Annotated in this window: 22 protein-coding genes; 1 reads left to right on the forward strand and 21 read right to left on the reverse strand. The window is 63.5% G+C overall.

Translation table 11 applies throughout. From position 1 onward, the window contains the following. Positions 1 to 384 precede the first annotated feature (384 nt). Complete coding sequence (locus ACMGG8_RS23500; protein ID WP_060838551.1) at positions 385 to 660, forward strand: DUF3077 domain-containing protein; 276 nt, start codon at positions 385 to 387, stop codon at positions 658 to 660. A 66-nt stretch (positions 661 to 726) separates the two neighbouring features. Here ACMGG8_RS23500 and ACMGG8_RS23505 read toward each other — a convergent pair whose 3' ends face one another. The 21 genes from ACMGG8_RS23505 to ACMGG8_RS23605 all read right to left on the reverse strand — a co-directional run bounded on the left by ACMGG8_RS23505 (position 727) and on the right by ACMGG8_RS23605 (position 26221). Further along, on the reverse strand, positions 727 to 2823 hold the full coding sequence (locus ACMGG8_RS23505) for a T6SS phospholipase effector Tle1-like catalytic domain-containing protein (RefSeq protein WP_414159975.1): 2097 nt from the start codon (positions 2821 to 2823) through the stop codon (positions 727 to 729). A gap of 530 nt (positions 2824 to 3353) precedes the next feature. Beyond that, on the reverse strand, positions 3354 to 3836 hold the full coding sequence (locus tag ACMGG8_RS23510) for a DUF3304 domain-containing protein (RefSeq protein ID WP_231979049.1): 483 nt from the start codon (positions 3834 to 3836) through the stop codon (positions 3354 to 3356). A gap of 80 nt (positions 3837 to 3916) precedes the next feature. Then, complete coding sequence (locus tag ACMGG8_RS23515; protein WP_414159976.1) at positions 3917 to 4357, reverse strand: DUF3304 domain-containing protein; 441 nt, start codon at positions 4355 to 4357, stop codon at positions 3917 to 3919. A gap of 116 nt (positions 4358 to 4473) precedes the next feature. Beyond that, positions 4474 to 5001, reverse strand: coding sequence for a DUF3304 domain-containing protein (locus ACMGG8_RS23520; protein WP_414159977.1), 528 nt, complete (start codon positions 4999 to 5001; stop codon positions 4474 to 4476). Positions 5002 to 5024: 23 nt separating this feature from the next. Further along, positions 5025 to 5813, reverse strand: coding sequence for a DUF4123 domain-containing protein (locus ACMGG8_RS23525; RefSeq protein WP_414158537.1), 789 nt, complete (start codon positions 5811 to 5813; stop codon positions 5025 to 5027). Between the two features lie 11 nt (positions 5814 to 5824). Continuing rightward, the gene (tssI, locus tag ACMGG8_RS23530; RefSeq protein ID WP_414158538.1) at positions 5825 to 7876 is read right to left on the reverse strand and encodes a type VI secretion system tip protein TssI/VgrG; all 2052 of its coding nucleotides are present in this window, start codon (positions 7874 to 7876) and stop codon (positions 5825 to 5827) included. Between the two features lie 21 nt (positions 7877 to 7897). After that, entirely contained in the window at positions 7898 to 8971 is a 1074-nt protein-coding gene (locus tag ACMGG8_RS23535) for a serine/threonine-protein kinase (protein WP_414158539.1), read from the reverse strand. Continuing rightward, complete coding sequence (locus ACMGG8_RS23540; RefSeq protein ID WP_060838547.1) at positions 8968 to 9696, reverse strand: PP2C family protein-serine/threonine phosphatase; 729 nt, start codon at positions 9694 to 9696, stop codon at positions 8968 to 8970. Before ACMGG8_RS23540 ends, ACMGG8_RS23535 begins: the two co-directional genes overlap by 4 nt. After that, entirely contained in the window at positions 9696 to 13220 is a 3525-nt protein-coding gene (tssM, locus tag ACMGG8_RS23545; RefSeq protein WP_414158540.1) for a type VI secretion system membrane subunit TssM, read from the reverse strand. The genes ACMGG8_RS23540 and tssM overlap by 1 nt, the downstream gene beginning before the upstream one ends. Beyond that, positions 13220 to 14104: a type IVB secretion system protein IcmH/DotU gene (gene icmH, locus ACMGG8_RS23550; protein ID WP_108542719.1), complete on the reverse strand. Its 885-nt coding sequence runs from the start codon at positions 14102 to 14104 to the stop codon at positions 13220 to 13222. The genes tssM and icmH overlap by 1 nt, the downstream gene beginning before the upstream one ends. Positions 14105 to 14109: 5 nt before the next feature. Continuing rightward, complete coding sequence (gene tssK, locus ACMGG8_RS23555; protein WP_016964839.1) at positions 14110 to 15441, reverse strand: type VI secretion system baseplate subunit TssK; 1332 nt, start codon at positions 15439 to 15441, stop codon at positions 14110 to 14112. Further along, entirely contained in the window at positions 15438 to 15941 is a 504-nt protein-coding gene (gene tssJ / locus ACMGG8_RS23560; RefSeq protein ID WP_060843097.1) for a type VI secretion system lipoprotein TssJ, read from the reverse strand. Before tssJ ends, tssK begins: the two co-directional genes overlap by 4 nt. A 5-nt stretch (positions 15942 to 15946) precedes the next feature. After that, complete coding sequence (gene tagH, locus ACMGG8_RS23565; protein WP_414158541.1) at positions 15947 to 17143, reverse strand: type VI secretion system-associated FHA domain protein TagH; 1197 nt, start codon at positions 17141 to 17143, stop codon at positions 15947 to 15949. Between the two features lie 17 nt (positions 17144 to 17160). Next, complete coding sequence (locus ACMGG8_RS23570) at positions 17161 to 17301, reverse strand: hypothetical protein (RefSeq protein ID WP_047303353.1); 141 nt, start codon at positions 17299 to 17301, stop codon at positions 17161 to 17163. Positions 17302 to 17386: 85 nt separating this feature from the next. Next, on the reverse strand, positions 17387 to 18913 hold the full coding sequence (locus ACMGG8_RS23575; protein WP_414158542.1) for a sigma-54 interaction domain-containing protein: 1527 nt from the start codon (positions 18911 to 18913) through the stop codon (positions 17387 to 17389). Between the two features lie 10 nt (positions 18914 to 18923). Next, entirely contained in the window at positions 18924 to 21560 is a 2637-nt protein-coding gene (gene tssH, locus ACMGG8_RS23580) for a type VI secretion system ATPase TssH (protein WP_414158543.1), read from the reverse strand. A gap of 11 nt (positions 21561 to 21571) precedes the next feature. Further along, the gene (gene tssG / locus ACMGG8_RS23585) at positions 21572 to 22579 is read right to left on the reverse strand and encodes a type VI secretion system baseplate subunit TssG (RefSeq protein ID WP_414158544.1); all 1008 of its coding nucleotides are present in this window, start codon (positions 22577 to 22579) and stop codon (positions 21572 to 21574) included. Beyond that, complete coding sequence (gene tssF / locus ACMGG8_RS23590; RefSeq protein ID WP_414158545.1) at positions 22543 to 24330, reverse strand: type VI secretion system baseplate subunit TssF; 1788 nt, start codon at positions 24328 to 24330, stop codon at positions 22543 to 22545. Before tssF ends, tssG begins: the two co-directional genes overlap by 37 nt. 159 nt (positions 24331 to 24489) lie before the next feature. Continuing rightward, positions 24490 to 24864, reverse strand: a complete 375-nt coding sequence (locus ACMGG8_RS23595; protein WP_414158546.1) for a hypothetical protein — start codon at positions 24862 to 24864, stop codon at positions 24490 to 24492. Next, positions 24861 to 25712 carry a hypothetical protein gene (locus ACMGG8_RS23600; protein WP_414158547.1) on the reverse strand — a complete coding sequence of 284 codons (852 nt, stop codon included), beginning with the start codon at positions 25710 to 25712 and terminating at the stop codon, positions 24861 to 24863. Before ACMGG8_RS23600 ends, ACMGG8_RS23595 begins: the two co-directional genes overlap by 4 nt. A 5-nt stretch (positions 25713 to 25717) precedes the next feature. After that, complete coding sequence (locus ACMGG8_RS23605; RefSeq protein ID WP_414158548.1) at positions 25718 to 26221, reverse strand: PAAR domain-containing protein; 504 nt, start codon at positions 26219 to 26221, stop codon at positions 25718 to 25720. Positions 26222 to 26234 lie beyond the last annotated feature (13 nt).

A 26234-nucleotide genomic window follows, 5' to 3' on the forward strand; every position in this document is an offset into this window, starting at 1 on the left:
AGAAGCCTGCAAACACAAGGCGTCATACAATAGCGCGCCAACGCCGTTGCAGCGGATCACCCTGCCCCGCTATCCTTCGCCCGCCGCTGCATAATCAGCGGCCGGGCCTGGAAACCCGCAAGTGCAAAAGGCGCTACAGCAGCGCCCAGACCATCAACTGCAGGCGCTTTTTTTGTGCCTGCGTTCTTGTGTCATGGCGGCTGTACGTGGGAGACCTTCGGGTCTGCCGGGTTCCTTTTGCCTCGGTTTTCCAGCCCGCGTACAGCTGCCACCCCTTCGCCTGGAAACGAAAACGGCAGCGTCTTCTAGCAAAAGGAGCCACGCCATGTACGTATTCCATCGACACCAACCTCAGCACCCGCAGCAAACCGCCGGAGGTGCCCAATGACCTTCTCCGTCAAAACCCTCGGCATCGTCACCTTCGCCCCCTGCGGTGACAAAGACCAAAGCCTGTTCAAGGTCAACCCGGACATACCCGTGGGCGAAGCCCTGGAACATGCGTCCAACCTGTTCTATTACGCCAAGAAACTCATGCTGGATGCGGCCCTGGAGCCTCAAGGCGAGCGCTACGCCTGGCCGGCCTACTACCTGTGCGAAATGGGCAAGGCGGTGGTGGATGATCTGTCCCAGGCACTGTTGCCCGAGGCCAACCCCCAGTAAGGCACGCGCCTGATTCCTCCCTCAAAGGGCGGCCCCGGGAGTGCCGCCCCTTCAGGTTATCCATCGCTATACCTGCTTCCCGGACGATTTCAGATTGCCCACCTGCTCGGCCAGCAGGTCTTGCCAGCCAGCCGGCTGCCCCTGATCGTTGGCGCTCGCCAATAGCCCGGCAAGTCGGGCGTCCTCCTTGTCCTGCGCCGCTTGTGCCGCTTGTGCCGCTTCCAGCGCTTGGTGGGCCACCAGGATTTTCTGCAGCTCCGGGGTGGTGGCGGTGTTGGCGTTCAAGGGTGGCGGAGGCGGCATCGCCGCGACCAGGGCGACCACATCCCCCGGGGATTGAGTGAAGGCCCGCAGCCCATCCAGATTGCTCAGCATCGGCAAGGCCAGACCGGTCAGCGGGTCGAAAGCGCTGACTTGCGGCGAACCCGGCACCCCGACCTTGCCCGCCAGCACCGGCCGCGCCAAAGACGGCAGGAACAGGCCGAGCAACATGCGCGGGTCCTTCTTCTTGATGCTCAGGCCGACACTGGCCAGCGCCAGTCCCACCCCCACCACCCGGCCCGCGGTGGCCAGCAGCGACAGCTCCTTGTTCGACTCGTTGTCAAAATGCACCAGGCGAATGCGGAAGTAATCGGTGAACGGCTCGCGGGGGCCCAGCGCCGAGGTGTTCATGAACCAGGCGCGGGAGTCGTGGATCTGCTCGTCGAACAGCGCCACCAGATCTTCCTTGCCCGATTTGGGCGTGTTGGGTGCACTGAACAACTCCCGGTAAAGCTCGGTGCCTTTATCGTGCAGGTAGGCATACTCCTTGGCCTCGTCTTCCTCGTTGACCAGGAACACCGTGCCGCCCAGCAGCAAATCCAGAACGCCGCCGACCTTCATGCTGTCGTCGAGCAGTCCCCACTCTTGCTTGTAGTCATGACGAAACTCGTCGGCGGCGCCTTTGAGTTGCTGGTGATCCAGGGGCGGGTCGAAGACTTTTTCCCTGCGCATGCCTTTGGCCTTTTCCTCACCACCGACGATCTGCACATGGCGCTGGTACTCCTTCTCCTGTGCCTCGGTGTAAGTCGGTACCGGTTTGCCTTTGGCGGCGGCCTTGGTTTCGGCATCATTGCGCGCCTGGATCGCCTCCCAGGCCTCGACCTCGGCCTTGGGCATATCCGGCGGAGCATTCTGATAGAACGGCTGCCTTTCCACCCCACCGGCATAACGGTCGATGCGCCAACCGGTGATCAGCGCCTGTTGCCACTCGATCATCTCTTCCAGGGTGCCGGTGTGTTGAGCGGCGTCGGCTTGCCAGGCGTTGAAGCGTTTGATGAGTTCGTCGGAGACGTTGAACTCTTCTAACGTTTCACCACTCATTTTCCTCCACTTCTCATGAATTCCTTCCCGATATGCAGCTTGTGGCACTTGCAAAGGCGCCCCAGCCGAAAACGCTTCTGCATACAGATGCTGTAAAGGGATTTGCGATAACAAATGCTCGGTACCGGCAACCGCCTTGCCCTGATCCCCAGGCGCGTAACCACCGCCGACATCCGAGTGCACGCCGGGGTAAAGATATTCGACTGTGCCACTTCGGTAACTGGAGGGCTGAGTCGTATCGCGCTGGCCGCTGGCGTTTTTCGGTCGGCGCCGGATCGAGTCCAATGGGAAACTGGCGCGCTGTTCATGGGCCGACACCAAGTGCACGCAACGCTTGAGAAAGTGACAGTCCTCAGGAATGGAAGTGTCCATGCAGGTAGCAGACTCTTCATCAGGTAAACGCATGGTGCCATCAGCCCAATCCATATGCCCGGCGGTAAAGGGAAAACTGTCGGCGATACCCACTGCCGCCACCGTGTCACAGATACCGAGGAACTCAATGGAGATCGGCAGCCCGGCAAAGCGATACTCCACTGCGCCATCGCTGCCTTGGCAACGGGTCAGGGTTTGCAGCCAATTGGCAAAAGTTCGGGCTTGTGCAGCGCCTCTGGAGAAGCCATAGACATATAGGCGCATGGCCAAGATATGGGGTTTTTCCCCGACTTCTCTTCGCTGATCTAATAGCTTTTTCAGGTCATTCATATACGGACGCATGGCGGCTTCACGTTTCTTTTCGCCGTTTTCCAGTAGACCTAAAGTTGCCACGTTGCCATACCAACAAGTAGCCATGTCCTCCACCAGAGACTGGGTTTCGGTCACTGAAAGAAGTTTTTGTTTCGGTATTGCATCCTTTAACGCTGCTATTAGTCGAGTCAGGCCCCAGTTGATTCGGTTTTCACCACCACTGGCAGCTATCAGCCCCATATCGGTAGGTACCATTTCCTTAACATCCGGAAACACCGTACCCACGCCCGGACTGTAATACCTGAAATAACCATTCTCCCGAGTAGCATCATCCGATCCTAGACTCGCATGATAAAGCCGAGCCATATTGCTACACGAAGATGGGCTCGAAGCGCTGTCAGCCTCGTTGTTATTATTAGTCCCATCGAACGCCAATGTAATATGTAAAGTCTTACAGCAAGGTGTTCCGCTGTATGCATCGCCCCTCGCCTGTACGATTTTACGCTGCTGCTCACCGAATGCGAATTCATCAAATTTTTGTCTTCGGATATTTTCAGAGAGCTGTTTTGGAGCATCAGGCAGAAGCCGATCCAACGGAAAATCCGGAGCAATCAACGTAGAAACGGAACAGCTTTTCATATTAAAATTTATTTTGGACATACATTAGGTTCCTCCATTTTAATAGGATACCTGTAAGGATAGTCAGGATCATCTCTCCGCAAATTATCGGCAGAAACACGAACTTTGTCACACGGCAAAAAATGAACTTTCAAAGATCCCGCGATGGAATACTGGGGAATTTCCACAACTACCTTATGTCGTGAATACCCTTTTTTATGCTCCGCCATACGTTTAGTCCAAGCATCTGAAAACTGACGTTCTGGCCACTCCCCATAAGCGTATGGATCCGGATCTTTTTCCCATTCAACAACAGCTCTCAACCCTGGTTTCCAATAACGCGGAACAACACCACAGCAAACTTCACTACCACCGCCCTGATGCGGTCCCAAGTTCGGCCCACCCGCCCCATTCACCGAAAAGCGATTGATCGCCGCCGAAGTATGGTTATAACCCGTCACCGGTGCCGACAACATCTTCGACTCAGACTGACAAGCGCTTGCAGTCAACATACCTGCGGCCAACAAGCACACACGAACAACATTCAAGACACCAAATAAACCACCCACTAAACCCTTCCTCATCATTAGCCCTAACATACTTCTGGCTCCTCCATTTTCATTGGATAATTGTAGGGATAACCAGGGTATCCTGGAGAGGTTCCAGCAGCGGTTACACGTACCTGATCGCAAGGTAAAAAATGAACTCTCAAGTCGCCCGGACTATCGTACCGGGGAATTTCCACAACAGCTTTGTGACGCGAATACCGTTGTTTCTCCCTTGCCATTCGCTTATTCCAAGCGTCAGAATATGGGCGCTCTGGCCATTTCCCATAAGAATATGGATCGGGATCTTTTTCCCATTCAACAATGGCTCTTAATCCTGGAACCCAATGACGAGGAACAACGCCACAGCAAACTTGGCTACCCCCACCTTGATACGCACCCAAGTTCGGCCCACCAGCCCCATTAACCGAAAACCGATTAATCGCTGCCGAGGTATGGTTATAGCCAGTCACCGGCGCCGATAACATCTTCGACTCAGACTGACAAGCGCTTGCAGCCAACAGACCGGCGACCAACAAGCATCCACGAACAACACTTAAGACACCAAATAAACCGCTCGCAAAAAACTTCTCCATAATTAGCCCTAACATACTTCAGGCTCCTCCATTTTCATTGGATAGTTGTAGGGATAACGCGGATCCACTACCTTGATGTTGTCCGCAGAAACGCGCACTTGGTCGCAGGGAAGAAAATGGACCTTTAAGGTTCCGGCCACGGTATACCGAGGAATTTCTACAATCACTTTATGTCTAGAGTAATTGGCGGCATGACGCTCATAATCCTTATTATCAAATTGACCATACTGGTCTCGTTTAATATAACCGCGAGGATCCGGATCTTTTTCCCACTCAACAATGGCTCTCAACCCTGGAACCCAATGACGAGGAACAACACCGCAGCAAACTTGGCTACCTCCTCCTTGATGTGGACCAATGTTTCCGCCCCCTGCCCCATTAACAGATAACCGATTGATCGCCGCCGAAGTATGGTTGTACCCCGTCACCGGGGCGCTCAGCATCGGGGACTGGCTCCGACAGGCTGTGACCAGCAACACGGCACTCAACCACCCGGCCAATGACACTGCGGTCTTCCAGTTCCGCGTTTTGCACATCCACTTCATGGCATCCCCCTCCCCTACTCATCCACCACAAACGGCGAGTTATCCAACAGCCATTGGCGAATAAACGCCTGCCGCTCGTGGGGCTCTTGAAGCCCTTGCTGGCAGGCCGCCATCTGGCTGTGGAACAGGTGGCGCATCAGGCCTTCCTCGCGGCTCAGGCCGTAGTGCTGCGGGGTGGCGCTGTGCTCGCGGCGGTGCCCGTCGGCATCGGCCCAAGCCTTCAGGCTGGTGACCTGCGCGGGGTCGAACAGGAAGCCTTCCGCCGTTGGGGCGTCGCTGTGTCGGGAGTAGTGCCCCAACAGCTGCTGTGCCCGGTGGTCGCGGTCGAGCCAGTGCCAGGCGATCACCGGGCCATGCAGGACGCGGCCCTGGGCCGGGGTCAGGGCTTCGCTCACAGGTAGGAACACGCGCGGGTCGTAGTAGCGCAGCACCCCTTGTTCGCGGCCCTGGTTCCACTGCACCTGGGTGCAGCGACTGAGGTGGGCGGCCAGGGCGTCGAAGGGCCAGGGGCTGAGCAGCGCCAGTACGTGCTGGGTGCAGTCGACGGCGCTGAGAAAAGCCTTCAGCCAGGTCTGGTGCCGCAGCTTCAGCCGCAATAGCAACGGGCCGGCGTCGGCAATGCTCGCTTCCGGGGTGTGGTCGAACAGCTTGGCCAGTTGCGGGCCTTCGGTCAGGGTCGCCAGTTCCGCTAGCAGCGGGTAGTCGAGGCTGGTGGCATCGATCAGCAGGTCGAGGTGCTCGTGCTCCAGTCGCTGTACCTGTTGCCACAGCAGTTCGTGCCACAGGGGATTGCTCGTGTACATGGCGGGCTCCTCTAGCGTGCTTCCAGCGCTTGGTTGTTGGCCTTGGCCCGGGCCAGGCACTCCTTGCACACCGGCGGCGGGTTGGGCGCGGCGACCTGGGGCAAGGCTCCCGGTACATCCCGATCCGCCGCCCCCGGCTGCAACGGCGCCTTGATGGCGATCCCGCTGCCACTGCCCGGGGCGCCGCCGGCGTTCTGTTTCACCAGCGGTCCGACGATCGTCACGCCGCCGGGGTCGAGCTTGATAAAGCTGCCGCCGGCCTTGAGGGTCATTTCCAGGGCCGCTTCGATGACGATCTTGTCCCCGGCCTTGAGGTGGATTTCCTGGCCGGCCTGGGTCAGTTGCGCCACGCCGAGCTTGATGTGCTGGGTGTCGCCCACGGTGAGGTGGTCGTCGGCGCGGATTTCGGTCTTGCGCGCGCCGTGGGTGGTGCGGTGTTCCTCGGCCTTGAATTCGCTGTAGGCGTTTTGCTCCACGCTGTCGTGACGTTGGTGGCCGATGCGGATCTTCTGATCGTGCTGGATGTTCTGGTCCCAGTCGCGCTGGGCGTGGACGAAGATCTGTTCGGCGCCCTTCTTGTCTTCGATGCGCAGTTCGTTGAAACCGCCGCCACCCGGCGAGCTCAGGGTCTTGAAGACGCTGCGGGTCTTGTGCGCTGGCAGCGCGTAGGGCACTTCGTGTTCCTTGTGGTACAGGCAGCCGCTGACCAGGGGCTGGTCGGGGTCGCCTTCGAGAAAGCTCACCAGCACTTCCATGCCGATGCGCGGGATGACGAGGGCGCCGTAGCGGTCGCCGGCCCAGCCGGAGGCCACACGCAGCCAGCAACTGCTCTTGTCGTCGCCCTGGCCCTCGCGGTCCCAATGAAACTGCACCTTGACCCGGTCGTACTGATCGCAGTGGATCTCCTCCCCCGCCGGGCCGGTGACCACCGCGGTCTGGCTGCCCAGCACCTGGGGCTTGGGGTGCTTGAGCGGCGGTCGGTAGAACACGTCCCAGGGGGTGGCCAGAAAGCGGTTGCGGTAGCCCTGCTGGAAGCCGTCCTCGGCCCGGGTATCGCTGGTGATGGACTCTTCCAGCACCTGGGGCTGCTTGCCTTCGTGGGTCACCTGGGTCAGCAGCCAGAGGTCGTTCCATTCCCGGCGCGGGTGCTCGGACAATTGCAGAAAATGCCCGCTGACCAGCCGTGGTTCATCGCCCCAGCCCTCGGCCTGGCGGTAGTCGGCGCGGTGGCGTTCCAGGGCGCGCTGGCTGAGCAACTTGCCCCGGGCACGGTCAGTGAAGCGTCCGGGGTAGTCATAGTCCTCCAGGTCCGGTTCCGGGTTTCGGGCCTCGGGCCGGTAGGCGGCCTCCAGTAGCAGGCGCGGCTTTTCAAAGTCGTAATCGCGGCGGCTGGTGCGGCGGGTGCGCGACTCCAGGCGCACTTCCAAGCCCTTGATCACCGGCTCGTCGGCCACCAATCCGCTGCCGCGCACATAGGCGGTGGGCCGGCCGAGCTTGGGGAACGCGGTCTGATTGTCGGCAAACACCAGCAGGTGGCCGCCACGACTGTGCTGGAAGTGGTAATGCAGGCCTTCCTCTTCGCACAGACGCTGGATGAAGTGCAGGTCGCTCTCGTCGTACTGCACGCAGTAGTCGCGCTCCGGGCACGGATGCTCGATCTGGAACCGATAGGCGTCGGCGAGGATGCCGTGCTCTTCGAGAATCGCGGCGATGATGGTCGGCGCCGATCGTTGCTGGAAGATCCGCTGGTTGATGCGGTGGCGCAGGTAGTCCAGGCGTGGCACCAGGGACAGCTGGTAATGGGTCAGGCGCTGGCCGGAGTCGCCCTGGGCCACGCGCCGGATCTGGCCATGAATGCCATGGCCCTGGGGATCGAAGGCGAGAAAGGCCTGCTTGTGCAGCAGCCCTTCCAGGTCCAGGGCCGGGTTGTCGCTGACCAGTTGCAGGTCGAAGCGAAAGGGTTGGCTGATGCCTTCGGTGCCCTTGAATCCCAGCACCTGCAAGTCATTGGCAAAGTCTTCGACGCTCAGGCTGAAGTGGGTTTCACTGGCCGAGTTGAACATGTGCTGCTCCTTGTTCGCTGTTCATGGTTCACGCCGCTGCAACCAGCCGCCCAGCCAGCCGCCCCTGGGGGCAAAGGCATCCCGCAGTTCCTCGACGCCGATGGCCCGCTCCGCGGCATTCAGCGCCAGGGCCGTGCGCAGCGCCGGCCAGCAGTACTCCGGCAGTTGGCGCGGGCGTTGCAGTTGCAGGTCCAGCTGCTGGTCCCGGGCCTGGGTCGAGGGCAGGCGGCGATAAGGGTGCTTGCCGCTGACCAGTTCGTGGATCACGCAGGCCACGGCGAACAGATCCGCCGCTGCCGACAGCGGCGCGCCTTCCAGCAGCTCCGGGGCGGCGTAGCTGGGAGTCCAGGCGGCGAAACGCTGGCGGTTGAGCCCTGGCAGGCCCGGCAACTGACCCTGGGCGGCGCGGCTCAGACCGAAGTCGAACAGGCGCAGGCCGTCATCGCCGAGCATCAGGTTGCCGGGCTTGAGGTCGCCGTGCAGCACCCCGCGGCCATGGCAGTAAGCCATGGCCTCCAGCAATGCCAGAATCACCTCCCGCGACTGCGCCCAGGGCAACCCCAGGGGCCACTGGCAGAGCAGTTGGTCCAGGGGCATGCCGCGCAACTGTTCCATGGTGATAAAGGCGCAGGCATGCCCGGTGTCCACGTCGAAGCCGTGCACCCGCACGATGTGCCGATGGTGCAGGCGCCGGGTCAGGGCGAATTCGCCGTAGAGCAAGGCGCTGGCATCCGGCGCATCGGCGAAGGCTTCGCTGAGCAGCTTCAGCGCCACATAAGGTTCCGGGTCGCCGAACTGTTCATGCAGCAGGTCCCGGGCGCGGTACACCACGCCCATGCCGCCGGCCCCCAGCAAGCGCTCCAGCCGGTAGCGCCCGGCCAGCACCTGGGGCAGCCCGCCCTGGGGGTCGAGCGCCTTGAGCGGCGGGCCGGTCGGCAAGCGCCGTTTGCCGCCACCCCGGGCCTTGCCGCGCCCTTTGGAGCCTTTGCCGCGCCCCTTGACCGGCCGCGGCTGCGTTGCCGCAGCCGCCACCACCCGGGTCAGTTCGCCCGGCGCCGGCGAGGGTGAATGCGGGTGCAACAGCGGCAGGTTCATTGGCGCACCACCACCGCGGTCAGGTTGTCCCGCGCCGCGCCGTCCAGGGCGTCCTCGAACAAACGCTGCAAGGCCACTTGCGGCGCCGCCAGGCTCAAGGCACGGCACAAGGCGTTGCGAGTCAACTCCTGGTACAGGCCGTCGCTGCACAGCAGGAACACGTCGTCGGGATAGACCTGCAGTTCCAGCACTTCCAGGCTCAGGCGCTCGCTGGCGCCCACCGCCCGGGTCAGGGCGTTGGCCGCCGGGTGCGAGCGGGCCTGTTCGACGCTCATCTGCTGCTCGTCGATGAGTTTCTGCATCAGCGAATGATCCCGCGACAGCTGGTACAGGCGCTGCTCGCGCCACAGGTAGCAGCGGCTGTCACCGGCCCAGACGCAGGCGGCGCGATCGCCCTGCAGCAACAGCGCGACCACGGTGCTGCCCATGATGCTGTCGCGCCGTCCGGCGGTAACCGTCAGTTCCTGGCCCAGGCGCCGGTTGAGCCAGTGCAGGCACTGGCGCACGCCGGCCAGGCGGGCCTCGAAGCTGTCCTCGGTCGGCAGCTCGGCGAGGCTGCTGACGATCAGCCGGCTGGCGATGTCGCCGCCCTGGTGCCCGCCCATGCCGTCGGCCACCACCCACAGGCCGCGCTCCGGGCAGTCGAGAAAGGCATCCTCGTTGCGCCGGCGAACCTTGCCCGGGTCGGTACGGGCCGCGCTGCGCCAGGTCCCGGCAGCGTTCATCAGAGCTGCACCGGCAGGCGGAAGCTGCGCAGCACGCCCATGTCGAAGGGGTTGGGGGTGCGCTGGCTGTGCAGCAGGTAATTGGCCCGCAATCCGCCCAGGTCGGCCTTGATCACCATCACGTCGCGTCCGCTCAGGTATTCGTTCTGCATCAGGTCGAACAGGCGGAACAGCGACCAGGGACCGCTGTTCTTCTCGATACCGATGGGCCGGCCGGCGAGTTTTTCCAGGACCAGGCTGGTGCGGCCGTTTTCCGCATCGGTGGGCCATTTGAAGGCCATGGGCACGATCGGACCATGGCGGTACTCGATCTGCTGGTCGCCGAAGCGGAACTCGGCGCGGCTGACGCTGGGGTCCAGGGTGTAGGGTTCCAGGCGGAACTGCACCTGGGGCTCGGCCGGGTTCTCGGCGAAGAAGCTCTGGCGGATGACCTGGGCCGCAGCCATCTGGTCCAGGTAGACCCGGGACACCGGCAGGCTGTAGCCGTCGATGTTCCGCAGCCGGTAATTGCCCGGATCGCCCACCACGAAGGGCCGCAGGTAGGTATCGAAGAAGCGCTCGGCCAGGCCCTGGGCCTTGAAGAACTCGCGGAAGTCGCCGATGGCCACCTCGCTGCTGCTGTGGGCATCGAACGGATAGCGCTGCTTGATGGCCTTGCCGTAGAAGCCGTAGAGCTCGCCCTGATAGCGCTGGTTGAGGTACTGGTACGCGTCGTTGAGCACCAGGCGCCAGGTGTCCTCGGCCAGCAGGTTGAACCAGGCGCTGACCGGCCGCGGCAGGCGCCCGGAGCTGGTGCGCAGGGTGCTCAGGGCATCGCGCTGGCCACTCATGCGGGTCTTGGCCATTTCAAAGGCCGCCTGCTCGGGATTGCCGGAGCGGGCCAGAAACGCCAGTTGCAGCTGCAGTTCGTTGAGCGCCTGCAGGGCCGGGGCCAGGTCCGCGGTGGGGCCGTTATTGTCGTCGAGCAAACGGTGCAGCGGCTCGAAGCGGCTTTGCAGGGATTTGCGCGCGGTGTCCGGGAGTTTTTTCAGCAACCCGTCCTTGGCCTTGCCCGCGGCCGCCGCCGCGACCTTGCCCAAGGCGCCGCCGCCGACCAGCTGGTCGGCGGCCTCGCTCAGCTCTGCGGCGGGCTCGGCCAGCACCGGAAAGCGCGTGTTCTCCCGCACTTCCACCAGCAGTTGCAGGATCGGCGAGTTGGCCGAGGTCAGGCCGGCCACTTGCTCGGCCCCTTCGCCGGCATCGTTGATCGGCTGCAGGGCCACCCGGCCCACCGCCTCGCCCCAGTGGTTGGCGTAGTCGCGAAAGTACAGCTGCTCCAGCTTGACCATCAGTTGGCGCAGGTCCATGCCGCTGATGTCGCTGCCCTCCCCCAGCACCCAGTTGTCCTGGAGGATGTCGCTCACCAGGCTGGCGCCCTGGATCGAGAAATACTGCTGATAGCCCTGCTGGGTGTAGAAGCCCGGGATCACATAATCGGCGCCCAGCAGCAGGTGGCCCTGGGGCCCCAGGTGCTGGCTCAGGCGATAGTCCGGCAGGCTCCGGGCCTGCTCGCGCAGCACCCGGTAGATCACGTCGGCCAGCGACTCGCTGCGCAGCACCTGGCGCGCCTGGGCCACCAGCGGCTCATTGAGCGGGTAGCTGAAGGGTTGCTGCAACAGGCGCTCGAAGTGACGGTTGAGGCCGTTCTGCACCGCGCTGTTGCCGGGGTAGCGCCGCGACCAGTCGGCCGCCACCCAGTCCCGCAGCCAACTGGGGTCGCGGCGCTCCTTGAGGTTGAGCATCAGGTAGGCGCGCAGGCTGTTGAGCAGGCGCTCGCGGTCCTTGAGGTTGCTGCGGATCTGCCCTTCGAGCATCTGCGCCACCTTCGGCAGCAGCTGCTCTTGCAGCTCGCGCTCATAGGCGGCGCGCAGCAGCGGGTTGCTGGCCTCGCCCTGGTACAGACCGCCGCGCTCATGCAGCGACACCTGGCCCTTGGGCGGGAACACCCGGGTCGCCTGGTCGCTCAGGTCCAGGCTCTTGAGCGCGGCCATGGCGTCGCTCCGGTCACTCAGGGTGGCGCGGTGCTGGGTCCATTCCCGGGCCAGTTCGCGCAGTTGCTCCAGGCGCCCATGGTTGGCGGAAAAGCCACTGGCCCATACCAGCCCGAACAGCCCCAGGGAACCCAGCGCCCCCACATAGAGGGCGCGCTGGCCCCAATCGATGCGCCGGCGCTCGCCCTTCTCCAGGCCCGCCAGTTCGGCTTCGGGGAAGATCACCTGACTGAGCAGGTGATGAATGAATCGCGCCCGCCCGCTGTGCAGGTTCGGCAACAGGCTGCTCGGCAGGCCCAGGTTGGCGCCGATCCCGGCCGTGTCGGGGTCCAGTGACTGGCTCAGGTGCGGCGCGCTGGTGAGGTAGAAACCGCGCAACAGGCTGGCGCGCTGGTAGCGGTTGCCGGTGAAGGCCATGTCGACGAACAGGCAAAGGCGCTCGCCGATCAGTCCCAGCTGGTGCGGAAAATCCAGTATCCGCCCGCGACGCTGAGTGTCGCGCTCCTGGTGCATGCGCATGATCATCTGGCTGTTGAGGCGCCGCAGCAGGTCTTCGAATTCATCGCGCAGCACCGCCACATCGGTGCCGTCCTGCTCGCGACGGAAGCTGACACCCAGCACCTGTTCGCTCTCTTCACGGCTCAGTTGATCGAAGAACTCGTCGAACCCCAGCAGTTGGTCGGCCTTGCTCAGCACCAGGTACACCGGCACCTCCACATGCAGTTTTTGCCGCACTTCCTGCAGGCGACTGCGCACCTGGCGCGCGAAAAGCTCCAGGGCCTGTTCGTCGCCGCCCTGCAACACGTCCACCGGCAGGGCCAGGAGCACGCCATTGAGCGGCCGATTGCGCCGACGGCTGCGCAGCAGACCGAGCAAGGTGCTCCAGGCGTGGCTGTCGGCCTCGGGATCGGGCTGGGTCAGGTAACGCCCGGCGGTATCGATCAGCACCCCGTGTTCGGCGAAGTACCAGTCGCAGTGGGCACTGCCCTGGGTGTCGCGGGTCAGCTTGCGATCAATGCGATTGAGGGGAAATTCCAGCCCGGAAAAATCCAGCAGGCTGGTCTTGCCGGCGCCCTTGGGCCCGAGCAGCAGGTACCAGGGCAGGTCCTGGCGCCAGCGCTCGCTGCGGCCGCGATACAGGCTGGAAGTCTTGAGGGTGCGCAGCGCTTCCCTGAAGCGACTGCGCAGTTCTTTCTCCTCGTCATCCATGCGTTGTTCGCGCTCCAGGCTCTGCCGGCCTTCCTCGCTGTCCTCCAGGGCGGTCTTGCGCACCCCGGCGCGCCAGTTGACGAACACCATGCTCAGGCCCCAGATCAGGCACAAGCCGCTGATGGTCAACAGCCGCGCGGTGGTGCTGGCCCAGAACCGATAGTCATCCACCGCCAGCAAGGGCCCGACGAACCACACCAGCAACGCCATCAACAGCACCAGTACCAGGGTCCAGACCCAGGTCCTGGCGAGGAACAGACCGACTTTCTTCAACAGAGTCTTCATCACAGTTTCCCGTCTTGCGGCGCACTCACGGACGCCGCCGAATCAAGCTGACGATAAGGTTGCAGCACGCTCTCGCGCTGCTGCGCCAGAACCCAGGCAAACCCGGAATACATCACCGCCAGGCTCACCAGGGTGAACAGCGCCACCGTCCACCAGGGCACGATCCGCACCAGGTCCGGGCGCTGATCGCCAAAGCCCTGCCACTGCGGCGACAGCTCCCGGGGCACGTCGCCGCGCAACTGGCGGATCTGCCGATACAGGGCATCGCGGATGCCTTCCAGCTCCAGCATGCCGCGGGGCGCGACCCGGTACTTGCCCTCGAACCCCAGGGACAGGCACAGGTAGATGAGCTCCAGCATCGGCAGGTGGCGCAGCGGATTGCGGGTCAGTTGCTCCAGCAGCTGAAAGACCTTTTCACCGCCGAAGGTCTCGTTGTGAAAGCTGCTCAGCAGGCTCATCTGCGACCATTGGCTCTCATTGCCCCAGGGGGTGCTCACCACCGCCTCGTCCGCCACCGTGCACAGCACATAGCGGGCGCTGCGCACCTGGCCCGCCTCGGCGCCGTCGTGCAGCGCCCGGGCCTCGAACCGCCGGATGGCGGCGCTCAGTTGCTGGTTGAGCGCGCCCAGGTCTTCGCGCACCACGCTGTGCTTGAGCCGCACCACTTCCGAAAGCAGCTCGGACGCCGCGGCCACCAGGGCGTTGAGGCTGACGTTGAAGGCCTGGGCCGGTTGCAGGCGCGCGGCATAGATCATCCGCTGCTCCAGTTGCTCGATACGCGGCGGCGCGACGGAGTCCGTCAGCGGGCCGCTGCCGGCGTGGGGCTCGTGGCGATCGACGAGGACGGTCTTGTCGTCCTGCGGGTATTCACTGTCCTTGGTCATGGCAGTCAGTTCCTGATGGCCCAGAATTTCAGCTCAAGCTCGGAGAACTCCCCGGAAACGTGGAAGGCAAAGCCCCCGGAGCGTTCCAGTTGGGTCAGCTCCTGGGGGCTGAATTCGAGGATGAAATAGGTCTTGCTGGAGTGGAACGGGATCTGGCGCGGCGCCACCGAGAGCGGTTTGACCTTGATCCCCGGCAGGTGCAGGTTGACCAACTGGCGGATGTTCTCCACCGGGCCGACCTTGAGGTGCGCCGGCAGGCGATGCCGCAGCTCTTCGGCGTCGCAGTTGGCGCTGGCGGCCAGGACGAAGGAGGCCGACTCCAGCAACGAGTGATCGTGCAGGGCCGCCACCAGGATGCCGTACTGGCGCTCCTGCAAGGCCAACTCCATGGCGTGCTGCTCCAGGACCATGGACAGCACCTGGCGGATGGCGTCCATCAGGCTGCGAAAACTCGCCCCCTGGTCGCTGTGCTGGTAGCGGGTGTCCAGGCGCGGGCGCTTGCTCTCGCTGGAGAAGGTCGACAGGTCGCCCAGCATGCCGAGCAAGGTGCGATACAGCTCCTCCGGGTGCACCTGCTCCAGGTCCAGGTAGTGGCGCAGCACCACTTCGCTGCGGTTGATCAACTGCAGCATCATGAAATCGCCGACCTCGGCGCCACCGACCTTGCCATTGGAGCGGATGCGCTCGGCGATGGTGTCGCCACGGTGGGCGAGCATGCTGATCACCTCCTTCAGGCACGACAGCAGGTAGGCCGAGGCGTGGGTCTGGATGAAGGTCGGGAAGAACTCCTGATCGAGGTTGATCACCCCTTCGGCGTTGCTGCCCTGCACCTCGCAGACCTTGAGCTTGACGTAGGCCTGGTCGCTTTGCTGCTCCCCCAGCAACAGGCGGAAGTCCGGTCGCCCGCAGCTGATCTGGCTGCTGGAGTCGTCGTCGGCATTGGAGTCGGCGATCTGCGCTTCGTAGGTGATGTAGCGCGCCAGCACATCGGACTGCTCGGCGCGCCGGGCTTCGATGTGGTTGCCGGTGACCAGGGGCAGCGCCAGGTACACCGAGGTCTTGCCGGTGTTGGCCGGCACGTCCAGGGCCAGGGGCTCGCTGCTCTCCCCGAGGGCGAACAGGCTGCCGTCCGGCAGGATCCCCGAGGCCCGGCTGATCACCAGCTTGCCCATGTTCAGGTACTGCAGGTCGATCTCCAGGCCGAGAAAGCCCCAGGTGTAGCTGCCCAGCAACTGGGTGCGGGTCTTGAGCTGATGGTCGAAATAGCGGTCGTTGTGCTGGAAGTGCTGGGGCCGCAGCAACATGCCTTCCTGCCAGATGACTTTATGTTCGTTCATGGCTGTTCATCCGCCCGGGCCAGAGGTTGCAGACGGTTGCGAATGCCCGCCTGGTCGAGGATCAGCTCACTGCGGGTGACCTCCATCGCGGTGATCGGAATCACATAGCGCCAGCGGGTTTCCGGCAGGTCGCGGTAGGCCGCCAACACCCCGACATAACGGCTGTCACGCTCGACGCTGAGCTTGAGCTCCAGGCTCTGCCCGGGGCGCAGTTCCAGTTCCTCGCTGGCCACCAGGTCCGGGGCCAGGGACTCCTTGGCCCGCTCGTAGAGGCTGAAGAAATCGGCGTTTTCAAAGGCCACCGGGTGCTTGAGCTCCAGCAGCCGCACCACGATGGGCGACGGCCGGCCGTTGAGGTCGGGGTTCAACTGGTCACTGGCGCTGAGCCTGAGGTCGAGCTTGGTCAGGCTCGAATACGGCGACATCGAGGCGCAGGCGCCGAGCAGCGACAACGCCAGCAGGGTCGCGGCGCGCATCAACAAAACCTTGCAGCGAAGCATGGGGATCATCCTTGGTGAGCGTGGGTGTTGAGGGTGGAAATCAGCCGGTGCTGCTCCTCGTAGGCCTGGGCAAAGTCCCGGGCCAGCAGGCGTTCGCTCCAGTCGTCCAGGCGCAGGTTCTGGTGGTAGCGGGTATAGGCCCGCCAGTGACGCCCGGCGGTGGCCAGCCAGGGGCGCTTGCCGTCGCGCTCGAAACGCAGGGTCAACTGCTGCGGCGAGAAGTGCTCCAGGGTGCTGCGCAGTGCGGCCCGGCTGGCGGCGAGCAAAGCCACCTGATGCGCCTGCAAATCGCCGAAGGCCCGGGCAATGGCCTGGGGCCCGGACAACTGCCCGGGCTTGTCGTCCAGCAGCAGCCGCTCAAGGGCCTCGCCGGCGTCCGGGGCAAAGCGCAGCGGGTTCTTGCCGGCGCTCTGGACCTGGGTCTGGCCCAGGCGCAGTTCGTTCTTCAGTTCGCTACGGGTGCGCAGGCTCTGCTGCAAGCTGGCAACACTCTGCTTGAGCAGGCGCGCCGCCTTGAGCGCCAGGGCCTCCCGGGCCGGCGGATCGAGGTCCTTGAGTTCAACGCCCAGGGCCTCGGCAAACTGCTCCCAGAACGACTCCCCAGGGCCCTGGAGCGGCGATACCGGGCTCGCTGGCGGGAGCGGCGTGGGCGCCACCAGCTCGGGCACCAGCAGGTGCTCGGTGTCGATCCGTGCGTAGTCGGCGAAGGGCTCCAGGGCCTGGGGCGGGCTGTCGAGCAGCGCCAGAGGATCGTCCGTCAGCTCGCCCTGCTCCTCCATCGCCAGGGCCTTGAGCGGGTCCGGATCGAGAAAGGCGTCATCGGGAATGATGCTGCCCGCGGCCAGCGGCCGGCCGACGTCCAGCGCCAGGGGCGCGCTCGCCGGCATCAGCCGCGCGCGCATCACGAAACCCCCCAGCACATAGGTGCTGCCCTGCTCGATGCGCAGCGGCGTGCCCTTGGGCAGGCGCGCGCCGCTGTCCTTGAGGACGATGCCGTTGCTGCTGGTATCGGTAAGGAAGAACGCCCCGTCCCGATAGCTGACCTGCGCGTGATGGTTGGACAGGTGCCGCTGGCGGTCGGGAATCACCCAGTGGCAATCGGCGCCGCGGCCGATCCGTCCCCCGCCCCGCCCGAAGGTCTTGCTGACGCTTGCGGCCGGCAGGCGCTGAGGGCTGTCGAGCATTTCAAAAACCAGTTCCATGGTGCTGCTCCTTGCGCTCACTTGCCGCGGTTGACCGTCTGCGGGTCACCTAGCGGGCGGTAGCTGGGGTCATTGAATTTGTAATTGCCGCTGCAAGCGCCCAGGTGGCCGAAAACCACCAGCAACAGCAGGACAAGGGGCCAGGGACGAACGGACATCAGCGGTTCTCCGGATCAAGGTAAGGGGCGCGGCGCCCAAGCAATCGGGCGCCGCCGGTCAGCGACAAGCACAGCCACAGGGCGCTCATGAGCAGGACGCCTCGGGTTCCAGGGGCTGGATCTGCAAGCGCGCCAGGCGGTAATGCAGGGCCCGCCGCGACATGCCCAGCTCGCGGGCGGCGTGGGTGCGATTGCCGCCGTGCTTGTGCAGGCACTCCAGCAACAGGCCGCGCTCGATCTGCTCCATGCGCAGCCGCAGGTTCAGGGTCGGCGAGCCCTCCGGCGCCGCGCGCTGCAGCAGCAAGTGCTCGGGCAGCAGCTCGTGGCCTTCGCACAGCAGCACCGCCCGCTCCACCAGGCCCTTGAGCTCGCGCACGTTGCCGGGAAAGGCGTAGCCGCCAAGCAGTTGCAGCGCCGAGTCGGACCACTGCAGCGCTTCGCGCTGGAGAAAGGCGCAGGTCTTGTCGCAGAAGTAGCGCGCCAGTTGCGCCACATCCCCCGCACGCTGGCGCAGGGGTGGCAGTTCGATGGGGAACTGGCCGAGGCGGTAATAGAGGTCCTCGCGAAACTCGCCGCTGCTCACCAGGGTCGGCAAGTCGCGGTGGGTGGCAGCGATGATGCGCACATCGATCTGGCGCGGCTCGTTGCTGCCCAAGGGGCGGATTTCGCTTTCCTGCAACACCCGCAGCAACTTGGCCTGCAGCACCAGCGGCATATCGCCGATTTCATCCAGCAGCAGCGTGCCGCCCTGCGCCGCCTCGAACAGGCCAATGCGATCGCTGTCGGCGCCGGTGAACGCGCCTTTGCGATAGCCGAACAATTCGCTCTCCAGCAAGTGCTCGGGCAAAGCCGCGCAGTTCTGCACGATAAAGGGCCGCGAGCGGCGCGGACCGTAATCGTGGATGGCCCGCGCCACCACCTCCTTGCCGGTGCCGGTCTCGCCCTGGAGCAGCACCGTGTAGGGGCTGTGCAGCACCTTGCTGATCAGCTGACAGGTCTGGCGCATGGCCGGGCTGCTGCCGATCAGCCCATAGTCGCCGGCCCGGCGCGGGGCCTCGGGCTCGGTCGGCAACGTGGCCGCCGCGCGCCGCCAGTGTTGCCGCAGGCTGCGCTGGGCCAGCAGGAAGCTGCCCGACAGGCGCAACGAGCCGGCGAATCCCTGCAACCGGGCAGGCCCGCGGCTGGCGCACAGCAGCAGCCCTTGCACCGCGCCCTGGGGGCTGGCCAGGGGCACGCACAGCAGCGAGCGCCAGGCACCGCCCGCCTCCGGCAGGAAGTCGGTCTGGTACAGGCCACTGCCCAGGTCGGCGAGGAACAGCACGCGGTCCTGGCACAGCGAGAACTGCAACAGCTGCTCGCCGTTGTAGTCCGCCGGCAGCTCGGCCACTGGCCGCGGCCGTGTGGCGTCGCTCAGGCATTCGGCGCAAAGCTCCAGGCGGGTGTGGGTGGCGTCCAACAGGTACAGCTGGGTCAACTGGCAACCGCTGAGCCGGGCGACGGCAGCCACGAAGTCCGCCAGCAGGCTGGCCTCGTCGCCGCTCCGGGCCAGCTCGCAGTACATCCCCAGCAGGGATTCGGCATAGGCCAGCGGTTGGGCAATCTGGGTAAACATCCGGGTGCCCTCAAGCAAACTCGCAGACCACGCCGCCGTCGCCATCCACCGTGGCGTGCACCTGCACGAGGGACTCGCCGCTGGCCATGGCCTGCAGTAAACGATCGGCCACCCGGGGCAGCAGATGCGCTTCCAGCAGGTGGTCGATCAGCCGTGCACCGCTGTCGCTCTGCCCGCAGCGCCGGGCCAGTTGCGTCACCAACTGCTGGCAATGACTGAACTGCAAGTGCCGGCGCGCCAGGCGCTGGCCCAGGCGCTGCAGCTTGATCTCGATCAGCTCCCGCAGCACCGCAGCGTCCACCGGGTAGAACGGCACCACCCGCATGCGGGCCAGCAGCGCCGGCTTGAAGTGGGCGCTGAGGACCGGGCGGATCGCCCGCTCCAGGTCCTCAGTGCTGGGACGCTGCGAGCCCTGGCACAGGGCGTCGATGCGTTCGCTGGCGAGGTTCGAGGTCATCAGGATCAGGGTGTTGCGAAAATCGATCGCGCGCCCTTCGCCATCGTTGGCCAGGCCCTTGTCGAAGATCTGGTAGAACAGGTTGAGCACGTCCGGATCGGCCTTCTCCACCTCGTCCAGCAGCACCACCGAATAGGGTTTCTGGCGTACCGCTTCGGTGAGCATGCCGCCCTCGCCGTAACCGACGTAACCCGGCGGCGCGCCGATCAGCCGCGAGAGGCTGTGTTTCTCCTGAAACTCGGACATGTTGATGGTGGTCAGGAAGCGCTCGCCGCCGTACAGCAGGTCCGCCAGGGCCAGGGCGGTTTCCGTCTTGCCGACACCGCTGGGGCCCACCAGCAGGAACACCCCCACCGGCGCGTCGGGCTGGTTCAGGCCCGCGGCGACCGCGCGCATGCAACGGTCGAGGGCCTGCACCGCCTGCTCCTGGCCGCGGATCCGCGCCCGCAGATCGTCGGCGAAACTGGCGACCCGGGCGTTGTGCTCCCGGGCCAGTTGCTCCTGGGGCACACCGGTCCAGGCGCTGATCACTTGCGCCACCAACCGCGGGCACACCTCGAAACTCACCAGGCGCTCCTCGGCCTGGGCGTTGCTGAGCGCGCCGTGGACCGCCACCAGCTCGGCCTGCAACGCCTGCAGGTGCGCCTGCGGCTCGCTGTCCCGGGCATCCTCAGCCGGCGCTTGCCGGTCCTCGGAAGTGGCCACCAGCGCTTCCCGCGCCCGGGCCAGTTCCTGGCGCAGGGCGAGCAGGCGCTCGGCCTGCTGGCGCTGCTCGATCCAGCGCTGCTCCAGGGCCAGTTGCTCGCGCTCGGCATCCTGCAAGCGTTGCTCCAGACGCTGCAAAGCCTCTTGGTCGATGTCCAGCCCGGCCTCGGCATCGCGGCGCAGGGCCTGGCGCTGGCGAGCGCCTTCCGCCAGTTCGGCGCGCAAGCGTTCCAGGCTTTGCGGCGCCGCGGCGAGGCTGATGCGCACCCGGGCGCAGGCGGTATCCAGGACGTCGACGGCCTTGTCCGGCAACTGCCGACCCGCCAGGTAGCGGGCCGACAACTGCGCTGCCGCCACCACCGCGTCATCGCGCAGGTAAATGCCGTGGCTCTTTTCATAGATCGGGGCCAGGCCGCGCAGGATGGTCACCGCCTCGTCGACGCTGGGCTCATGCAACTGCACCGGCTGGAAACGCCGGGCCAGGGCCGGGTCCTTTTCGAAGTATTTCTTGTACTCGCTCCAGGTGGTGGCGGCGATGGTGCGCAGCTCGCCCCGGGCCAGGGCCGGCTTGAGCAGGTTGGCGGCGTCGCCACCGCCGGCGTTGCCACCGGCCCCGATCAGGGTATGGGCCTCGTCGATGAACACGATGATCGGCTGAGGCGCGGCCTTGACCTCATCGATCACCCCTTTGAGCCGGCGCTCGAACTCGCCCTTGACGCTGGCCCCGGCCTGCAGCAAGCCCATGTCCAGGACCAGCAACTCGACGCCCTGCAACGCCTGGGGCACTTCACCGGCGACAATGCGCGACGCCAGCCCCTCCACCACCGCGGTCTTGCCGACCCCGGCTTCGCCGACAATGATCGGGTTGTTCTTGCGCCGCCGGGCGAGGATATCCACCATCTGGCGCAGCGCTTCGTCGCGGCACAGCACCGGGGCGAGCCGGCCGTCCCGGGCCTGCTGGGTGAGGTTGTGGGTAAAGCGCTGCAACAGCGATTCGCCGCCGGCCAGCGGCTGGCCCGGGGCCCCGGGATCCCCCTGCTGGGCCAGGGCGAAGTCCTTCAGGCGCTGACTGTTGAGCCGTGCCAGCAACGGCTGGTAGCGGCTGCCGGCATAGCGCAGCGGGTTGCGCAGCAAGGCCAGGAGCAACGCCGCCTGCTGCACCTGGGTCTGCCCCAGTTCCAGGCTGGCCACCAGCAAGGCGTCTTGCAGCCATTGCACCAGCTCCGGTGCAAACACCGGGTTGCGTGAAGCGCTGTGCTCGGTACCCGGTTGCAGCACCGCCACCAGCTCGGCGGCCTCGATCCCGGCATCCTGCAGGGCCCGGGCGAGCAGCCCCTGGGGCCGCTCCAGCAGTTCCAGCAGCAGGTCCTCCACCAGGATCTTGCTGCCGCCACGGGCCACGCAACGCTCGGCGCAGCGCTCCAGGTCGCGGCGGGTATCGGCATCCAGTGCCTGGATCAGTTGTTGCAAATCGACGTTGATCATCGGTCTCGTCCTTAATGAGAGAGGCTGCCCAGGGTCACCACGCCATCGGCGCGTTCACGTCCCAGCCAGCTGGTCCAGCCCAGGCGGCAAGCGTTCTGCTCGCCGATGCACAGTTCACGGATTTCCTCCTGGCGCAGTACCAGGCGGATGTCGTAGTCCAACGGGTCGCGCAAGGTGAAACGCACCAGGGCGCAAAGCGGTTGATAGCCGAAGCCGATCGGCAGGAATTCATGGAAGCGCTGCCAGTCGAGCTCGCGGATGTGGATGCGGAACTTGCCGCTGCGATCGCGCACCCGCTCCCCCAGCACCAGGTCCTCGCCGAGCACGCTGTTGCCCAGGCCCAGGCGGTTGCGCTGCTCGTCGAGAATCTGCACCCGACGCTCGATGCACTGCTCGATCACCAGCTGCGCATGCTTGAAGTAGTAACGCAGCACCGCCTCGATCAGCGCCGCCGAGTGGGCCCGCAGGCTCAAGAGCCCGAGGTAGGGCAGCAGGCGTTTCCAGTTCAGTTCCCGGGCCTGGCGAATCTCCACGCCGCCCAGGCCGATCAAGGCGAACAACTGGCTGGAGAACGGATCCAGGGCACCGCTGGAGAAGCTCGCGCGATAGCGGTACTTGCGCCAGATCGGCAGCATCAGCCGCTGCAGGCGATGGTGGAACAGATCGAGAAAATGCCGGGTCGGGTTGCCCTCCTCGGTGTCGCCCAGGGCCTGCTCGCCATAGAAGGCCGGCAGCGGCGAGCCGGAGCCGAACAGGCCGATCAGGTTCAGGCGCAGGCGCGCATGCAACAGTCCGTGCTCTTCGAAGAACTCCACGCGATCGACATCGCTGCCGGGAAATCCCAGGCTCGGGTTGGCCTGGAACTCCAGCTGATCGTAGAGCTCGTCGTCGTTCATCTGGGGGTGAGCCTCGCGCAGTCGATCGACCACCAGCATCACCGCCTGGAACAGCGAGTACTCCCGTATGCCTCGGGACAGCTCGCTTAAAGCAGGGGCTGTAGCCCCATGCGTGGCGTCCATTGGTACACCTCTCCTTGTGTACTGTTTACCCGCAGCTCGTGGTACGAATTGAGGCTGGCGTAAAGAGCGAAAAACTCGTTGAGCACGGAAGCGAAGATGAACAGGTCGCCTTCACCGATATAGCCTTGCGGGTCGATAGTCAGCTCGGTGCGCAGGCCCCGCAGCGGCAGGCCGCGGTGCAGGCGGTCGACGTGTTCGTGACGAATCGACTTGAGCCCCCCCAGCAAACGTTTGCTGACCCGCTCGGCGTGCTGGTCGTAGTAGCGCGGCAGGTCGTAGGTTTCGAGAATCACCTTGAGCGCATCGACGTTGGCCAGGGACAGGTAGTTGAGGGACATGTTGCTGATCAGCTTCCACAGGAAGTCGCGACTCAGCGGCGGCGCGTAGCTGGACGTGGCTGCGGTGATGTTGCGAAAGCGCAGAAAGTCCGGGGTGTCCTCGCAAGGCTGATCGATGTCGCCGAGCTTGAGCTGACGGGGCAGGTTCTGGTTGGTGCAGGTCAGCTCAATGGACAGGGTTTCCTGGGCCTCGGTGTGGCGGATGGCGAAGCTCAGGTAGGTGTCCAGGCCATCGTGGAGCAGGGATGAACGCTGGCGGATGCTGTAGTGCGGACGGCTCTGGGGCACGTCGAAACTGGGGTCGTGCTCGAAGGACTCGAACGGCACATAGTCCTGGTAGCCCACCCCGCCCGGCGCCCAGCCGGTGACTGAATCCACCGAGAACACCCCGCAGTTTTCCAGGTCGTATTCCGCCGGCAGCAGCAGGTACTCGTCCTGCTTGCCGTCGAGGCGGATCGGCAGCGCGTCGTGCTTGAACAGATTGACGATGGGCGTGCAGTACAGCTTGACGTTGTCCAGGGTCGGCCGCAGGCGCTGGATACCGCTCTTGCGGATATCGAAGCGCAGCTCCAGGCCGCACACCTGCTTGAGGCTGTCCTCCGGCAGCGTCCGCAACACCTCCAGGCCGCCGAGGTCGACAAACAGGAACTTGTCCTGGAAGGAGAAATACTCCTGCAGGTAGCGGTAGCCGCGGAAGGTGTTCAGCGGATAGGGAATCAACGCCTCTTCCTCGGCAAAGCCCACCGGCTGCACCTTGTTGCCCGGGATCCGCAACGCCAGCGGATCGCCGTTGGCTGCGCGCAACGGCTCGCCACTGGCACGCAGCGGCACCAGCTCGATCCCGGCCAGGTTGCGCAACAGGCTCAGGTAGAGCATCTGGCTGATGTAGCGCTCACCGGCCAGATGCAGGCGCAGGCGCCCCAGCTCCAACTCGCCCAGATGCCCGTCGCAGGTCATCTCCAGGCGCAAACTGAGCAAGGCCCCATCGCCCTTGACCGAATAGGTCAGTCCGTCCAGCGCCAGGGGCAGCACTTCGGTGGGGTAGCAGGTACGGAACCGGCAGTGCACCTCGTTGATCGGCCGGCTTTCCACCGGCGTGTCCCGAGGCACGCCGACCGCCGGCCCCGAACGTTGCAACGGATCGAACTGCAGGATGCTGAACGCCGGCAACGGCCGCATGTAGTTGGGCCACAACAGATGCATCAACGAATGGCTGAGCTCCGGCAGCTCGTCATCGAGCTTCTGCCGCAAACGCCCGGTGAGAAAGGCAAAGCCCTCCAGCAACCGCTCCACATCCGGGTCCCGCCCGGCCTGCCCGAGAAACGGAGCCAGGGCCGGACTACGCTCGGCGAAACGCCGCCCCAACTGGCGCAGCGCGGTGAGTTCGCTTTGGTAGTAGTGGTTGAAGGACATGGTTTACCTGCCTGGGATCACTGTTGAAGGGGCGAGCACATGAAAACCCTGACTGAGGTCATTGCTCAGATTCGACGCGTGTTACTTGAAACCGTAAAACGACCGCGTTCTACAGCCGGACAATGGCGCAGAAATTCAGATACCCAACGACTGATGATTTCAGCGCCCAACTTTAAGCAACCACTTTTCCAGCCAGACCCGGAGAAAAACCGCCAACATGATCAACCCTCCCTCAAGTAGCGAATACACGATCGCGCGCACGGGATAACGCGGATAAAAATAAAAAAATATCGAAATCATCAACAAAAAAATCGCCACAAGCTTCCACTTGAAACCTGAAATACAAAAAACTACAAAATTCATGAAAGCAAAGAGGTAAAACATCAAGCCACTGGTCATGGCGATAGCGATACCTCGGGACGTAAACCCTCCATAAAACGAAACATAAATACCGACAAGACAGTCATGCAAAAATATATAAATCACACAAAACAAAAGGTGTACACCAACGCCCAGACCTTGCCTGACACTCATCCCTGCCAAACTCCATACCTGTCTATATCAGACTGTGAAATAGAGCGAGTCAGCCTAGTCCTTGACGTGGGCGCATACACTGCGTTTGTTGTCTCTATTTCATAAGGAATGCCTCGATCAAGAATGGTGTGCTGTTTTACTTCAAGTCTGAAATTTTCAGATGCCCACAAGGCTCCCCTCAAGATCATGAAATTGTCGTAAACGTCTCCAGGCCCTGTTTCCGCGGGCTCGTAGACTTTGCCGCTTCCCCACTCAATTCCTATCTCTCCTGTTTTTCTGATAGCAAAGTCCTTGTTCCGAGTCTCTCTCCAGTATTTCCTGAATGTGTTAACCGCATAGGGAATCTGCCCAACACCGTCAGTCCAATAAGGTTGTCCCTGGATCAGGACTAACAGATATCCGTCCCCTCCCTCATCAGACTTTTTCCAGTCCCCTGGAAGCAAACTGTGAAAACTGATCGACAATCGATCAACAATGGCAAACTTTATGAGCTTTCCCCAGGTGACATGCTTGTAGGCAAAATATGCATCTGCGCCTTTTCGGATTGACTCTGGATTCAACCAGACCAACTGCCTGTAATAACGGGCCAATGGTTCAAACCATTGAACTTTCTCCTCGTATAACTTCTCTGCCGTCAATATACGGAACGCTTTATCGCCGGGCTTAGGCTTCAAACCGAAAATGGGAGTTCCATTCTTTCTCGTGACCACCCAGATATCTGGCAGCTTTAGTTGCACACCCGCAACATCTGTTGCTTCGGTTGTTACTGCTTCCAGCTTTAGTTTTGTAGTCCCTTTCTCCGTCAAAAAGACATAATTAACACCGTCGACAACAACGACTGTCTTCACATCTGTCACCCCGCGGAAACCAGTACGGTGAGAACCTCCGACTTTCCTCCAGTCGAAATGCTGCTCGAAACACCCGTTGAAGTCGTACCACTTTTTTCAATTCCACTTTCAGAACGAATGAAAAACTGCAGATCCTTAACGACCTTTCCGCTCGCAGTCCTGAATTCAAAAAATTGATTGAATTCACCAGCGATAACCAAAGGCAACGGCGCCACAAACGGTGCCGGGACATGGGTATCGCCAATGATCACCGTCCCTGATCCGCCTATCACCGTGTTGCCATGACTGCCCAGCGACCCCAGGGTGGCGGCTGGCCGACCATTGATGAACACGGTGCTGCTCAAGGCGCCGCTCAGGGCACCGCCACAGGCCGACACATCACCTTGGCGAGCCGCCGGCAGACCGTCGAACAGCACATCCGCCGAGCCACTGGCGATGGGATTGACCCCATGCCCGGGAATCGGACAGGCCGTTGGGTCGCTGAGCCGTGCCGCAGGTTTTCCAGACATCCTTGTTCACTCC

This window comes from Pseudomonas sp. BNK-45 (genome assembly GCF_047456255.1).
GTDB lineage: Bacteria > Pseudomonadota > Gammaproteobacteria > Pseudomonadales > Pseudomonadaceae > Aquipseudomonas.

What these genes read in the sequence shown, in the direction of transcription:
- ACMGG8_RS23500 (WP_060838551.1), top strand. Translation starts at nt 385, where the DNA reads ATGACCTTCTCCGTCAAAACCCTCGGCATCGTCACCTTCGCCCCCTGC.
- ACMGG8_RS23510 (WP_231979049.1), bottom strand. Translation starts at nt 3,836, where the DNA reads ATGTTGACTGCAAGCGCTTGTCAGTCTGAGTCGAAGATGTTGTCGGCA.
- ACMGG8_RS23515 (WP_414159976.1), bottom strand. Translation starts at nt 4,357, where the DNA reads ATGTTATCGGCGCCGGTGACTGGCTATAACCATACCTCGGCAGCGATT.
- ACMGG8_RS23520 (WP_414159977.1), bottom strand. Translation starts at nt 5,001, where the DNA reads ATGTGCAAAACGCGGAACTGGAAGACCGCAGTGTCATTGGCCGGGTGG.
- ACMGG8_RS23525 (WP_414158537.1), bottom strand. Translation starts at nt 5,813, where the DNA reads ATGTACACGAGCAATCCCCTGTGGCACGAACTGCTGTGGCAACAGGTA.
- tssI (WP_414158538.1), bottom strand. Translation starts at nt 7,876, where the DNA reads ATGTTCAACTCGGCCAGTGAAACCCACTTCAGCCTGAGCGTCGAAGAC.
- ACMGG8_RS23535 (WP_414158539.1), bottom strand. Translation starts at nt 8,971, where the DNA reads ATGAACCTGCCGCTGTTGCACCCGCATTCACCCTCGCCGGCGCCGGGC.
- ACMGG8_RS23540 (WP_060838547.1), bottom strand. Translation starts at nt 9,696, where the DNA reads ATGAACGCTGCCGGGACCTGGCGCAGCGCGGCCCGTACCGACCCGGGC.
- tssM (WP_414158540.1), bottom strand. Translation starts at nt 13,220, where the DNA reads ATGAAGACTCTGTTGAAGAAAGTCGGTCTGTTCCTCGCCAGGACCTGG.
- icmH (WP_108542719.1), bottom strand. Translation starts at nt 14,104, where the DNA reads ATGACCAAGGACAGTGAATACCCGCAGGACGACAAGACCGTCCTCGTC.
- tssK (WP_016964839.1), bottom strand. Translation starts at nt 15,441, where the DNA reads ATGAACGAACATAAAGTCATCTGGCAGGAAGGCATGTTGCTGCGGCCC.
- tssJ (WP_060843097.1), bottom strand. Translation starts at nt 15,941, where the DNA reads ATGCTTCGCTGCAAGGTTTTGTTGATGCGCGCCGCGACCCTGCTGGCG.
- tagH (WP_414158541.1), bottom strand. Translation starts at nt 17,143, where the DNA reads ATGGAACTGGTTTTTGAAATGCTCGACAGCCCTCAGCGCCTGCCGGCC.
- ACMGG8_RS23570 (WP_047303353.1), bottom strand. Translation starts at nt 17,301, where the DNA reads ATGTCCGTTCGTCCCTGGCCCCTTGTCCTGCTGTTGCTGGTGGTTTTC.
- ACMGG8_RS23575 (WP_414158542.1), bottom strand. Translation starts at nt 18,913, where the DNA reads ATGTTTACCCAGATTGCCCAACCGCTGGCCTATGCCGAATCCCTGCTG.
- tssH (WP_414158543.1), bottom strand. Translation starts at nt 21,560, where the DNA reads ATGATCAACGTCGATTTGCAACAACTGATCCAGGCACTGGATGCCGAT.
- tssG (WP_414158544.1), bottom strand. Translation starts at nt 22,579, where the DNA reads ATGGACGCCACGCATGGGGCTACAGCCCCTGCTTTAAGCGAGCTGTCC.
- tssF (WP_414158545.1), bottom strand. Translation starts at nt 24,330, where the DNA reads ATGTCCTTCAACCACTACTACCAAAGCGAACTCACCGCGCTGCGCCAG.
- ACMGG8_RS23595 (WP_414158546.1), bottom strand. Translation starts at nt 24,864, where the DNA reads ATGAGTGTCAGGCAAGGTCTGGGCGTTGGTGTACACCTTTTGTTTTGT.
- ACMGG8_RS23605 (WP_414158548.1), bottom strand. Translation starts at nt 26,221, where the DNA reads ATGTCTGGAAAACCTGCGGCACGGCTCAGCGACCCAACGGCCTGTCCG.